Here is a 12,715-nt window from a genome sequence, read left to right on the forward strand (position 1 = left end):
TTTTAAATCATTAACATCAATTTACCTCGCTCTAATTATCAGGAGTTATGATCATGATTACCAAAGAAACTGCTTTAATTCTACTTGTTATCACCCTTGGTGTCGGTGGTACCGTCGCTTTAGCTGACTCGGTGAAAGAGACTCCCTCATCTATGTTGATTGCTGAAACCCAAGTCATCGCTCAACGGGGAGAAGGAGGTGAAAGAGGTGAAAGAGGTGAAAGAGGTGAAAGAGGAGGAAGAGGCCCAGAAAAATTAATGGAACAACTTAATTTAAGTAATGAACAGATGCAACAACTCAACGCAATTCGCCAAAAATATAATCCTCAAATAGAGCAACTGCGGGAACGAATTAGGACAACAGGAGAAGAATTAAGCCAAATGATGCAGGGAAATTCTTCAGATACTGAGCTTCAAATGAAGCATAAAGATATGACAAATTTGTTCCAACAAATGGGTGATTTACGCTTTGAAAGTATGTTAGAAATGCGAAAAGTATTGACCCCTGAACAACGCCAAGAATTTGCTCAATTAATGCAAAAAAACCGTCCAAGAGGCGACTGGAATCGAGGTACTGGGCAGGAAAAACCAGAATAAAAATCGTAAATTACATTGGTTGGTAGGACTTGACCCTTCTAAACTTAGCCCTAATTGAATTTTGTATATTTCTCAAGAGAAAGATACAGTTGACGATTAAGAAATTTATTGCCATCATAATAAATGATTTTGTCAATAAATAAGTCTATGTCTTTAGATGCCATTTCCCTTCTTCCTGAAAACGGTAATAGCCCTCAGCATCTTTTAATCATGTTACATGGTTGGGGAGCCAATGCAAAAGATTTAGCTCCATTAGCTTCAATGTTACCCCTTCCTACCTATCAATTTCTCTTTCCTAATGCACCTTTTCCCCATCCTCAAGTACCTGGAGGACTCGCTTGGTATGCTTTAGAAACAGGTGATTATGAAGGAATATCAGAAAGTAGGCAATTATTAACTAATTGGTTATTATCCTTAGAAGAGAAAACGGGAATTCCCTTATCTCGTACAATCCTAAGTGGTTTTTCCCAAGGAGGAGCCATGTCTCTCGATGTTGGCATTAATTTACCCCTAGGAGGAATTTGTAGTTTAAGTGGTTATTTACAATTTCAGCCTCAACATTTAAACACACCAACACCGCCTATTTTAATCATTCATGGTAAACAAGATATGGTCGTTCCCTTAACCATGGCTCATCAAGCAAAAGAAGCTTTAACTACTATCAATGCTAAGGTAGAATACCATGAATTTAATATGGGTCATGAAATTATTCCTGATGTTCTAACAATTTTTCAAAACTTTATTCAAACTCAGCATTGAGTTTTTTTATTCTTAAAATCATCCAATGATCAACCCGAAAAAGGAAAAAGCCCTTGAGAGTCTGGCCATGTTTCGACCTCAAGGGCGTTTGTCTTTCGTTCTTACTCCTCACACACACCCCTATCTTGACGCAAGCCTCTCAGATAAGTTTCCGCAAAGTGACGCTTTTTTAATTGTCATCCCCTCAGCTTAAAAAATTGGTATCACACTGGTGTAATCTGTGAATGGGAAAAAATATCAATAAATCTGATAAATAAGCTAGAAGCACTATGATTATCTCAATTACTGCCTTAAAAGGGGGAGTGGGAAAAACCACCACATCAATTCATCTTGCGGCCTATTTACAACAAAAAGCCCCCACCTTACTCATTGATGCTGATCGCAACCGTTCTGCGTTAATTTGGTCAAGAGAAGATAAACTGCCTTTTTATGTCGCCTCTCAGGCCGGTTCAACCAATTTAATTCGTCAATATCCTCATATTATTGTAGATACCAGGGCCAGACCTGAACCCGAAGAATTTAAGGACCTCGCGGATGGTAGTGACTTATTAATTATTCCCACAACTCCTAATCATTTAGATTTAGATGCAACTTTTAAAGCGGTTGAACAATTACAAAACCTCAATGCTAATTATAAAATTCTCTTGACTAAAGTAGATGCTCGTACCAAAAATGGTAAAGAGGCAAAACAAAGATTAAAAGAAGCAAAATTGCCCATGTTTAAAACAGAAATTCCTTTATTAGTTGCCTTTGAAAGAGCATCCCAACGGGGGGTAATTATTAGAGATTATCCTGATCCTCGTTCTAAATTTGCTTGGTCAGCTTATGAAGCGGTTGGGCGAGAAATTTTACCCTAAATATTTAAAAGAATTTAGGAGCATGAGAAATTAAGAATTCTGTGGCTTCTTTCACTGGAAGGGGATGACTAAAACGATAGCCTTGCATGGCTTCACAATGCAAATTATGTAAAGCATCGAGTTGTTGTCGGGTTTCTACCCCTTCAGCAACTACCCTCATTTTAAAACTTTTTCCTAAAGCGATTAAAGCAGAAACCAGGGCTGTATTTTCTGAGTTTTCGCTAATATTTTTGATGACAGAAACATCAAGCTTGATCTTATTAAAAGGCATTTGATGTAAATGACTAACTGCAGTATACCCGATCCCGAAATCATCCAGACAGAGAGAGACTCCTAGTTTTTTTAAGTCGGTTAAAGTCTGATAAGCTAATTTTGTATCTTTTAAGATACTGGATTCCGTGATGTCTAATTCTAAGCAGTGTGGGGTTAGTTCCGTGGTTGTTAAAATTGTATCGATCAGATCAACCAGTTGGGGATGATAAAATTGGTATAGGGAAAGATTAACGGAAATTAAAACTGAGGGTAATTTTTGGGTTTGCCAGTCTTTATTTTGTTGACAAGCTGTTTCTAAAATCCAACGGGTTAAAGGAAGAATGAGTTCTGTTTTATCTGCCCAAGGTAAAAATTGCTGAGGAGAAATTAAGCCATATTTGGGATGATTCCAGCGAATCAAAGCTTCCATCCCTTCGACTTTTTCTGTGATAATATTTAATTGGGGTTGATAGTATAAAATAAGCTCTTTTTGCATTAAAGCTTGGTAAAGTCTGTCTTCAATTTGGGATAATTCAGGAGAAGATAGGGAAGAATTCTTACTAGAAAGATTTTCTGCTCCCAATTGTTTATTATAATTGAGTTGGGTTTCGGCATAAGTTAAAATTTCTTTGGGATCTTTTCCATCTTTAGGATAAAGAGCAACTCCTAAATTAGTTGTCAAAGATTGAGATTGTTTCTGTACATCAAAAGGATATTTTAATTCTTTGATAATTCGTTGCGTAATTTTATATAAATTCTCTACCTCTTTAATATGGGGTACAAGAATGGCAAATTCGTCTCCTCCCCAACGAGCGACAATATCTCCTGTCCGCAAACAATTTTTTAACCGTTGAGTGATCGCTACCAGCACATGATCTCCCATCGTATAACCTAAGGCATCATTTACTTGACTAAAATGTTCGATATCAATTAATAAAATAGCCACACAGTTTTGATGGCGTTGGGCATTAGTTATGGCAATGGATACATATTCATTAAATAGAATACGATTAGGTAATTCTGTGACGGGATCGAGGTAAGATTGTTCCTGAAATGTATCATCATTTCCACTATTTTTAAGTTGAGAACCCTCCAAAATAAATGTAGATTGTTGCTGAGGATCGCTTAAGGATAACTGGGGTAAGTTAGGATTTTGTTTAGCCGCAGTCTTGTCATTGGATAAGCTAGACTCTTGATTAATAAAACTTTCAGAAATAGTAGCCGATGAAACAAGGTGATAACTGGCATTTACTTCACAGCCAAAATTAATTAAATCTCCATCTTTTAGTTCATGAACCAAACATTTTTGTCCATTAATAAAAATTCCATTTTGACTTTTATTGCCATCTAAATCTCCATCCAGAATCCAAAAAGATTCCTGATTAGTTTTCCGATTAAACTTTCGGATTAAGGTGGCGTGTCTTCGAGAAACCTGACGAGAATGAATAACAAGAGAATTACTAGAATGACGACCCAAATAGTATTTAGATTCTTCCAAAGATATAGTTCGTCGAGAATGACTATCTTCTAGCACAAGTACATAACGACTATTCGGGCTTTGTTTTTGGTAATTCATGACTAAAGCATCCCTTAATTGATTGAATTATAACCTTTTTAGTTATCTCTTTCAATTAAGTTAATCTTTCTTCAAATCTGCTCCAAAAAAGCCGTTGCATCTTCTGGTTTGAGGGGACGACTAAACCAAAATCCTTGAATTTCTTCACAATTGAGTCTTTGTAAGAATTCTAGTTCTTGTAAGGTTTCTACCCCTTCAGCAACTACCCTTAAATCAAAGCTTTTTCCTAAAGCAATAATTGCCGAAACAATCGCTGTATTTTGAGGTTTATTTTGTAAGGTTTGAATAAAAGATTGGTCAATTTTTAAGGTAGTAACGGGAAATTTTTGTAAATAGCCTAAAGAAGAATAACCAGTTCCAAAATCGTCTAAAGAAATTTGCACCCCCAAGGCCCGTAACTTCTGCAAAGTTTCCTGAGAAAAGTCAAGATTTTGCATAATTGCTGTCTCGGTAATTTCTAAGTCTAAGAAATGGGGATCTAACCCAGTTTCTTCTAATACCTGACTCACCATTTCTACTAAATTTGGTTGTTGAAATTGTCTGGCGGAAAGATTAACCGCAATAGGAACCGCAGGTAAACCTGATTTTTGCCAATTTTTATTTTGTTGGCAAGCGGTTTTTAAGACCCATAAACTAATGGGAATAATCAGATCAGTTTTTTCTGCAAGAGGAATTAATTTCACGGGAGAAACATGACCTAATTCGGGATGATACCACCGCAAAAGAGCTTCCATTCCGCTAATTTTATTGTTTTTCAACTTTAATTGAGGTTGATAATTTAAACAAAATTCTTCTGCTTCTAATGCTTGATATAAAAGGTTTTCTAGTTTTAATAAAAGAGAAGCTTTTGAAGTCATGGTTGAACTGTAGAAACGATAATGATTTCGTCCCCGTTCCTTGGCTCGATAAAGGGCCGCATCTGCATTTTTTAATAAGGTTTCTGCGTCGGTTCCATCTTGAGGATAAATAGCGATACCAATACTGGTTTTAACATAGAGTTGATGGCCGGAAATTTCAAAAGGTTGTTTCAGTTCATCAAGAATGCGCTGTGATAGATTTACCGTATCTTCTGGACTATTAATTTGAGGAAGTAATAAGGTGAATTCATCCCCTCCCCAACGGGCAACTAAATCATGATTTCGTACACAAGAATTAAGTCTTTTAGCAAAGTGTTTTAGCAATTGATCGCCAATTCCATGACCCAAAGTATCATTAATATTTTTAAAACAATCTAAATCCAAAAAAAGCACAGCCATTAAATGATCTTCTTGCCGAGCTTTGACCAGAGCAATATCTAATTTATCATCAAAATAAGTTCGATTTGGCAAATCAGTTAATGTATCATAAAATGCTCGATATTTTAACTGTTTTTCTGCTTGTTTACGAGCCGTTACATCAAATAAGTAACTTCTAATTAATTGATGATCTGAAAGATAATGAACATATTGTTCAAAAATCTCTGAGCCAACCAGAACTTCCCGCAATAATAAATTCCCTTGAATATTCTGAACTTCTGACAATAATCCGGCTAAAACTGGATGCTTTAATTTTTCTTCTCCAATGGTTTGAAACTTAATACTAGCTGCTGGATTTAGATAAGTTAAATTACCCGCAAAATCAATTTCTACAATGGGATTAGGGCTTAATTCAGGAAAAGACGCTAATCTCACCAAATCATCCCGATCGCGCTCTTGAAGATCTTCTTCACGAATCAAGGTTGACTTACTATTATCTTCATTGATCATGGTTTCAACAATTTTCTCAGCCGTCAATTGTTGGGGATCAAGAGGATTAAATAAATCAATCTCTAAGGCCGTCGAAATAATATAATAACTTGCCTTAGCTTTTGGTCCAAAGATGACCACATCACCATGTTTAAGATTATGGGACTCATTGATTTTCCCATTAATTAGTAATCCATTAGTGCTACGATTTCCTTCTAAATCTCCATCAAGAATACGATAGGAATAGTGATCGAGTCGAGGAGTCGGTTTAATGCGTACCAGGGTGGCATGATGACGGGAAACAACCCGTTCATAAATCACAATGTCATTATTAGACTCTCGGCCAATGGTATAAGTAGGCTCTTCAAGGGCAATAATACGTCGCGCTTTTTGATCCTCAATGACCAAAATATGGCGAAAGGATGATAAGGTGTTCATCACAGATACACAAACAAGGGCTATTATTATTGTTCCCAGAAATTCAGCAAAACTAACAATCAATAATCGATGAAGGCATCAATTTTTTTAGATGGCCGTTACTTTCCCTGGCAATTTTACCTAATAGTTCCGTTGCGTCTTTTGTCGGTAAGGGACGACTAAACCAATAGCCTTGAATCTCTTCACAATTGAGATTTTGCAAGATTTCCAACTGTTCTTTGGTTTCCACACCTTCAGCAACAACACGCAGATTAAACCCCTTGCCAATGGCTAAAATAGCAGAAATGAGTCCCAATTCTTCCGAGGTTCCCCGTAGATCTCGAATAAAGGCTTGATGAAGCTTTAAAGTGCGGAAAGAAAATTGTTTGAGATAACCCAAAGAAGAGAAACCCTTACCAAAATCATCAAGAGCAATACGAACCCCTAAATTTTGTAAATCTTGTAGGGTTTTGCGGGCTAAGTTCAAATTTTGCCGTAAGGTTAATTCCGTTAATTCTAACTCTAGCCATTGGGGATCTAGTCCCGTTTCATTTAACACACTGGCCACCACCGTCGCTAAATGGGGTTGTTGAAATTCCCGCGCTGAGAGGTTAACTGTCACAGGAATAGGGGGTAAACCATCTTTTTGCCAAGAAAGATTTTGTTGACAAGCAGTTTTGAGAACCCACTTACTCAGATGTAAAATAAGGTCTGTTTTTTCCGTGAGGGGTAAGAATTTTTGGGGCATAATTAGACCAAAAGCCGGGCTTTCCCAACGCAATAAAGCCTCCATTGCCACAATTTGCCCTGTATTTAAGCGCAATTGAGGCTGATAATGGAGATGAAACTGTTTTTTCTCTAATGCTTGATGTAGCAACCCTTCAAGACGCAATAAAACCTCAGCTTCTGCGGTTAAATTGGGACTATAAAATTGATAATGGCTTCGTCCTTGTTCTTTGGTGCGATAGAGAGCCGCATCAGCATTTTTCAGCAATGTTTCCCCATTGTCCCCATCTTGAGGATAAATAGCAATACCCACACTACATTTAATTTGCAGTCGATGATCATCAATAATAAAAGGACGTTGTAGATTTTCAAAAATCCGTTGGACTAATTTTACGGTATCCTCTGTATTTTTAATTTGTGGTAGTAATAAAACAAATTCATCACTTCCCCAACGAGTGACAGTATCTCCACCTCGAACACAGGAACTTAGTCTTTCTCCAAAGCTTTGGAGGACGCGATCGCCGATAGAATGACCCAGGGTATTATTAATATGAGTAAAGGAGTCAATATCAATAAAAATAACCGCTAACAGATGCTGATGACGTTCGGCATGAGCTAAGGCCACCGCCAATTGTTGGTTAAATAATTCCCGGTTGGGTAAATTAGTTAGAGGATCATGTAATAATTGATATTGGAGTTGTTCTTCTTCCTGCTTCCGTTCCCGAATATCACGGACAACAAAACAGAAAATTTCCTGTCCTTGATAGGTAGTCAAACTAATTTTTCCAGCAACAGGAATTAAGGAACCATCTTGATGACGATGGAGAGATTCTTTAATGATATAGGGAGTTTCTGGAGTGACAGTCTGCAATTGTTCAGTGAGAATTTCTCGTTCTGTTTCAATGAGTTGATAAAGACTAATCCCAATAATTTCTGCACTGGTGTAGCCTAAGAGATGACAATAAGCTTGATTCGCTTCAATAATATGTTTGGTTTCGAGATCGATGGCTAAAATGCCTTCTGTTGCTTGTTCCACAAAAAGACGATAGCGATCTTTACCTGCATTTAATTTGGCTTCCCGTTTTCGATATTTAGTAATTTCAAAAAGATAGGTTCTAATCGATTGATTTTCTGTTAAATAATGAATATGCTGTTCAAAAAATGCTTGCTCGACTTGGACTTCTCGGACAAAAGAAGTTCCCTCTTGGGAAGATTTACCCCCCCCAAGTCCCTGAAGAATGGGATGGGTTAATTGCAATTGGGACAGATCGGAAAACTTCATTTTAGCCGCAGCATTAAGATAAGTAATCTTGCTTTGTAAATCTATTTCAATGATAGGATTAGGATTAGAATCCGCTAGAGAAGAGACATTTTTGAGGTAATTTATTCCCTTGGGATCGACCGTTTTTTTAAAGGCCATAGTTTGGGGTTCATCGGGATCATCCTCTAGAAAAAGCTCATCGAGGGCGAGCATTCCTGCATCGGAAGGAAAATCGTCTAATCCTAGAGACTCCTCAAGTAATTGACTATCTTGATCGGAATCTTTTAATGAATCAAGTTCAGCCGAATTAGCAATAATATGGTAATTGGCTTGGGATTTATTGCCAAAACGAATGAGATCCCCTGGTTTTAACTCATGGGAAAGACAATATTTTCCATTAACGGCGATACCATTGGTACTTCTTTTCCCTTGTAAATTACCATCAATAATGCGATAACAAGGTTGTTCACTTTGGTGATCAGTAACTCGCAATAAGGTGGCATGATGGCGAGACACTTGGCGATCATATAACAAAATATTACTATTAGGATCTCGACCGATGGAATAGGTATTGTCCGTTAAGGAAACAATACGTCTTGATTTCTGATCGGCGACAACTAGCAGGTGACGGACTTCTGAGGCATTACTCATCACGATTCATCGAGAGTAAGGAGCTATAGTTATAAGGTTCCCCAAAATCTCAGTCAAACTAACATGACTCCCCGAAAAGAAATTTTACTGATGTGTCAATTCCGAAAAGTTGTTACACTAGGTATGGTCAGAGGAATTGCCATAAAAACGAACTTCTGAGTTAATATTGCCATGCAGATGAACTATGATCCAAATTTCATCTTTCGGTTAGTTGGCATCTCTAATTTGTTAGAAGAACCTAATAATTTTGAAGATAGTTTGCAAGAAGTAGCAAATCTTACGGCACAAATCCTCAAAACTCGGCGATGTTCTATTATGTTACTAGCGGATGATGAAGATATTTCTCGCCTTGATTCTTCTTTAAGAGTGTTTATTCATTACGGTAATTTACCCCCATCTGCTTACCAGGAAATCACCCCACTGAATGAGGGAATAGCGGGTTATGTGGCGGCTACGGGAAAGGCTTTATTAATTGAAGATATTCAGCAATCTCAATTTGCCTCTGTAGCCCGTTTTTTGTATGATGATGATAATAAAAGTTTAATTTCTGCCCCAATTATTTTATCAAAGCGGGTGGTTGGGGTGATTAATGTGAGTAGTCCCCTGACTCGAAAGAGTTTTAATCAAGAAGATTTAAAATTAATGGAAACCTTTGCTTTGTTTGTGGGAAAATCTCTCCAAATTTCCCAATTACAAACGATCCTTCGCTCTAAATTTGTGGAATTAGCAGTGGTGAGGGACTTGGTAGAACAAGAGATCCCAGAAACTATGACCATTCATCCTAATCCTTCTAAGTTAGCAAAAATTGTGGCGAAATCTTTCTTTAAAGAGCTAACACAAGCTGGATTTACTGTCAATCAAATTATTTCTATTGCCACAGAAGTTCTTAATTTGTTACAAGAACATCTTGCCCGTCTGACTCGTCATAAAAAGCGATTGGAAAGGGATGAAATGGTAGGTGAAGATACAGATTGATTACCGTTCCTGTTCAACAATCCTGTTAATGTTGAGGTAGCCTTAGTGATTAAATGCTTAGCAATTTAGAGATGTTTCAAATCATCTATTCAGACGAGTTTCTTCAACATGATACGGGAAGCTTTCACCCTGAATGTCCAGAAAGACTTACCGCCATTGTCAATGCCTTAAAAAATGTATCTTGGGGCGATCGCCTACAATGGCAACTCCCTACTGCGATCGCTCAACGAGATCCGATCCCTTTTATTGAAAAAATCCATACCAGAGCTTATCTTGAACGGGTTAAATATTTAGCCGAGAAAGGGGGTGGTAGTTTAGATCCCGATACCCCTGTTTCTCCCCAAAGTTATGAGGTGGCCTTACTCGCAGTTAATGCTTGGTTAGATGGGATAGATACTGTCTTAAATACTAATCATCCGGCCTTTGTCTTGGCCCGTCCCCCTGGCCATCATGCCATCAAAGAGACAGGAATGGGATTTTGTCTGTTTTCTAATGGGGCGATCGCTGCTCATTATGCCCTAGAACAACCTTCAGTGAATCGGGTTGCCATTGTTGATTGGGACGTACATCATGGCAATGGAACAGAAGCCCTAGTCGAGAATAATCCTAACATTATCTATTGTTCCTTACATCAATTTCCCTGTTATCCAGGCACCGGAAAGGAAAGCGATCGCGGAAAATATCATAATGTGTTGAATATTCCCATGCAAGCAGGAAGTACCATCAAGGAATATAAAACGGCCTTTGAAACTCAAGTGATGCCGATGTTAGAAGCCTTTCAAGCGGATTTATTAATTGTTAGTGCGGGTTATGATGCAAATCAAGCTGATCCCTTAGCAGGTATTGACTTACAATCCTCTGATTATGGCATCTTTACCCAATATTTATTAACCCTTACCCCTCGGATTTTGTTTGGCTTAGAAGGGGGTTATAATTTGGATGCTTTGGCCCAATCCGTAATTGCTACCATTGAACCTTGTTTGACTTAAGATTATAGGGGCATAAAGTTTTATGCCCCTACATAAAGTAGCTTAAAAATGCCGTATTTTCAGTTTAATCTAAGCTTTGGTATTTTTTTTCTGAGCAAGTTTACGCTTAAACAAGCCACCAAAACCAACGGCAGCACCAGCACCCAAAATAGTCAGAGGTTCAGGCACAGGCTCTACAAAATAACCACCAGTCAGGGCATAGCTATCACCACCACCTGAACCAGTAAAGGAGAGTTCAATTTCTACTTTTCCGCAACCAGCGGTTCCGCAGTTTGCTAAACTGGGGGCGCTGTTGAAAGGCCCATAGCCATAAGATGCTGCCGCACCTAAACCTGAACCACTAGCGGTATCACCCCGCCCCAGAGTGGATATTAGGTTGTTGTTAATATCATAGAGCTTAATGAGAACTGTTGATGCTTGATTGTACGGTGTGATACTTACACCATTACCAGCTAGATCTGTCATACCTCCTGATAGAGAACCAGAGAAATTAACCAATCCTGTGATAGTCGGCTCAAAGGAAGAAAAAGTAAATGTTTGGGTGAAGTTACTTGGGCCCCCAAAATCTCTAAAACTAGCATCAAAAGAACCACTGGGATCTAAAACTGCATACAGAGAATTGTATTGTACATAGTCAAACATAGCACTGGTTGGAGCGGGTCCTTGAACAACTTGCTGACCTACTGGAGCTTCAAAGTTGACATAGAATGGCCCCAGAATGTCGTAGTAAACATCTGAACCATCTACTTCGAGAGCGTATAGGTTGTAGTCGAAACCTACTGTCACTCCGTCTCTTGTGACACTACCCGACTGCATGATGCTGGTGGGCTTACCTGCGGGGAGTTCTCCTTGGGTTAATTGTGCCTGTGCTGCGTTTCCAGCCAGTAATGTAGCTGCAATCGAGCTATATATGATCGCTTTGGTGTTTATCATCGAGTTAACCCTATCTTTGATCAGTAATATGTTTTGCGATGTGGTTTCATCAAGCCGAATTTGCAAAATTGCCACACACCAAAGATTATATTGATAGGGTGTATAACTTCATGTACAACTTAGCGTTAATTTTGTATAACTTTGTCATATTAAGTCCAAAAAATGCAGGAATGGGATTTTATCTGTTTTGATGAGCAGCGATCGCTGCTCATCAAAAGACGGTAGGGGCATAAAATATTATGCCCCTACCTCACACCTAGTCCAAATCTGCTATATTTTCAGTTAAAACTAAGCTTTAGTATTTTTTTTCTGGGCAAGTTTGCGCTTAAACAAGCCACCAAAACCAACGGCAGCACTAGCACCCAAAATGGTTAGAGGTTCTGGAACTGGTTGCATACTTGTAGAAACTAATTTACCTTGAAGAATAGCACTATTAGCAACACCTTCTAGGGTAAGAAAGTCACTAACAACTGTACCATTGCTTAGGAAACCAGTAATGACAAGGTTATAATCGTCTCCACCAATATTGATGGTTTGCTCGGATGCACCATTATTGAGGAAGGAAACCAAATCAGGACAAGGTTGAACGCCACCAGCAGCACAGGGAACACCATTATTAGGTGTTTCAAAATGAGAAAAGTCAAAGGAAAAAGTCTCTGTTTGAACATTCGCGGGGATGTATAAGTTCATGTATAATTTAGCGTCAATTTTGTATAATTTAGCGTTACTTTTTTTAAGATTTCATGATAATAATTAGGTGTTGGGTGGGTTAGACGGTTAAAAGCTAGGTTGTAACAGAAATCTCAAAATCCGTCCTAACCCACCATTTTAGGCAACTAAATAATTTTGGCGGTGCGTAGACCAAAATACAAACCTAGGGCGATCCCTGTAAAAGCGATTAAATATCCTGCAAAGGCAGCGACAACAAATCCAGACATTTTGGTTAATACTCCTAATCAGGTTGATTCTTTGCTATTGTACTTCTGATCAGACCCCATA

11 protein-coding genes are annotated in these 12,715 nt (G+C 38.2%); 5 read left to right on the forward strand and 6 right to left on the reverse strand.

The window, feature by feature from the left end:
• The first annotated feature begins 53 nt into the window (after positions 1-53).
• From VB715_RS05620 to VB715_RS05630, 3 genes are all read left to right on the forward strand, one after another.
• A complete protein-coding gene (locus VB715_RS05620; protein WP_323300223.1) occupies positions 54-596 on the forward strand; it encodes a Spy/CpxP family protein refolding chaperone in 543 nt (180 codons plus the stop codon).
• A 147-nt stretch (positions 597-743) separates the two neighbouring features.
• Positions 744-1,355 carry an alpha/beta hydrolase gene (locus tag VB715_RS05625; protein WP_323300572.1) on the forward strand — a complete coding sequence of 204 codons (612 nt, stop codon included), beginning with the start codon at positions 744-746 and terminating at the stop codon, positions 1,353-1,355.
• 269 nt (positions 1,356-1,624) lie between these two features.
• Positions 1,625-2,212 (forward strand): ParA family protein, encoded by a 588-nt coding sequence (locus VB715_RS05630; RefSeq protein ID WP_323300224.1) that lies wholly within the window; start codon positions 1,625-1,627, stop codon positions 2,210-2,212.
• A gap of 4 nt (positions 2,213-2,216) precedes the next feature.
• Here VB715_RS05630 and VB715_RS05635 read toward each other — a convergent pair whose 3' ends face one another.
• The 3 genes from VB715_RS05635 to VB715_RS05645 all read right to left on the reverse strand — a co-directional run bounded on the left by VB715_RS05635 (position 2,217) and on the right by VB715_RS05645 (position 8,819).
• Complete coding sequence (locus VB715_RS05635; RefSeq protein ID WP_323300225.1) at positions 2,217-4,040, reverse strand: EAL domain-containing protein; 1,824 nt, start codon at positions 4,038-4,040, stop codon at positions 2,217-2,219.
• A 71-nt stretch (positions 4,041-4,111) separates the two neighbouring features.
• Entirely contained in the window at positions 4,112-6,202 is a 2,091-nt protein-coding gene (locus VB715_RS05640; RefSeq protein ID WP_323300226.1) for an EAL domain-containing protein, read from the reverse strand.
• A 52-nt stretch (positions 6,203-6,254) separates the two neighbouring features.
• Positions 6,255-8,819 (reverse strand): EAL domain-containing protein, encoded by a 2,565-nt coding sequence (locus VB715_RS05645; RefSeq protein ID WP_323300227.1) that lies wholly within the window; start codon positions 8,817-8,819, stop codon positions 6,255-6,257.
• A 171-nt stretch (positions 8,820-8,990) separates the two neighbouring features.
• On the opposite strand from VB715_RS05645, the gene VB715_RS05650 reads away from it, so the two are divergent.
• Positions 8,991-9,794 carry a GAF domain-containing protein gene (locus tag VB715_RS05650; protein WP_323300228.1) on the forward strand — a complete coding sequence of 268 codons (804 nt, stop codon included), beginning with the start codon at positions 8,991-8,993 and terminating at the stop codon, positions 9,792-9,794.
• 71 nt (positions 9,795-9,865) lie between these two features.
• A complete protein-coding gene (locus VB715_RS05655) occupies positions 9,866-10,783 on the forward strand; it encodes a histone deacetylase (RefSeq protein WP_323300229.1) in 918 nt (305 codons plus the stop codon).
• A 69-nt stretch (positions 10,784-10,852) separates the two neighbouring features.
• Here the strand turns inward: VB715_RS05655 and VB715_RS21950 are convergent, their stop codons facing one another.
• The 3 genes from VB715_RS21950 to petL all read right to left on the reverse strand — a co-directional run bounded on the left by VB715_RS21950 (position 10,853) and on the right by petL (position 12,654).
• Complete coding sequence (locus VB715_RS21950) at positions 10,853-11,791, reverse strand: PEP-CTERM sorting domain-containing protein (protein ID WP_416336910.1); 939 nt, start codon at positions 11,789-11,791, stop codon at positions 10,853-10,855.
• 213 nt (positions 11,792-12,004) lie between these two features.
• On the reverse strand, positions 12,005-12,424 hold the full coding sequence (locus VB715_RS05665; RefSeq protein WP_323300573.1) for a PEP-CTERM sorting domain-containing protein: 420 nt from the start codon (positions 12,422-12,424) through the stop codon (positions 12,005-12,007).
• Between the two features lie 128 nt (positions 12,425-12,552).
• The gene (gene petL / locus VB715_RS05670) at positions 12,553-12,654 is read right to left on the reverse strand and encodes a cytochrome b6-f complex subunit PetL (RefSeq protein WP_323292608.1); all 102 of its coding nucleotides are present in this window, start codon (positions 12,652-12,654) and stop codon (positions 12,553-12,555) included.
• Positions 12,655-12,715: the final 61 nt, after the last annotated feature.

It is taken from the genome of Crocosphaera sp. UHCC 0190 (assembly GCF_034932065.1).
GTDB lineage: Bacteria > Cyanobacteriota > Cyanobacteriia > Cyanobacteriales > Microcystaceae > UHCC-0190.

What these genes read in the sequence shown, in the direction of transcription:
- VB715_RS05620 (WP_323300223.1), top strand. Translation starts at nt 54, where the DNA reads ATGATTACCAAAGAAACTGCTTTAATTCTACTTGTTATCACCCTTGGT.
- VB715_RS05625 (WP_323300572.1), top strand. Translation starts at nt 744, where the DNA reads ATGTCTTTAGATGCCATTTCCCTTCTTCCTGAAAACGGTAATAGCCCT.
- VB715_RS05630 (WP_323300224.1), top strand. Translation starts at nt 1,625, where the DNA reads ATGATTATCTCAATTACTGCCTTAAAAGGGGGAGTGGGAAAAACCACC.
- VB715_RS05635 (WP_323300225.1), bottom strand. Translation starts at nt 4,040, where the DNA reads ATGAATTACCAAAAACAAAGCCCGAATAGTCGTTATGTACTTGTGCTA.
- VB715_RS05640 (WP_323300226.1), bottom strand. Translation starts at nt 6,202, where the DNA reads ATGAACACCTTATCATCCTTTCGCCATATTTTGGTCATTGAGGATCAA.
- VB715_RS05645 (WP_323300227.1), bottom strand. Translation starts at nt 8,819, where the DNA reads ATGAGTAATGCCTCAGAAGTCCGTCACCTGCTAGTTGTCGCCGATCAG.
- VB715_RS05650 (WP_323300228.1), top strand. Translation starts at nt 8,991, where the DNA reads ATGCAGATGAACTATGATCCAAATTTCATCTTTCGGTTAGTTGGCATC.
- VB715_RS05655 (WP_323300229.1), top strand. Translation starts at nt 9,866, where the DNA reads ATGTTTCAAATCATCTATTCAGACGAGTTTCTTCAACATGATACGGGA.
- petL (WP_323292608.1), bottom strand. Translation starts at nt 12,654, where the DNA reads ATGTCTGGATTTGTTGTCGCTGCCTTTGCAGGATATTTAATCGCTTTT.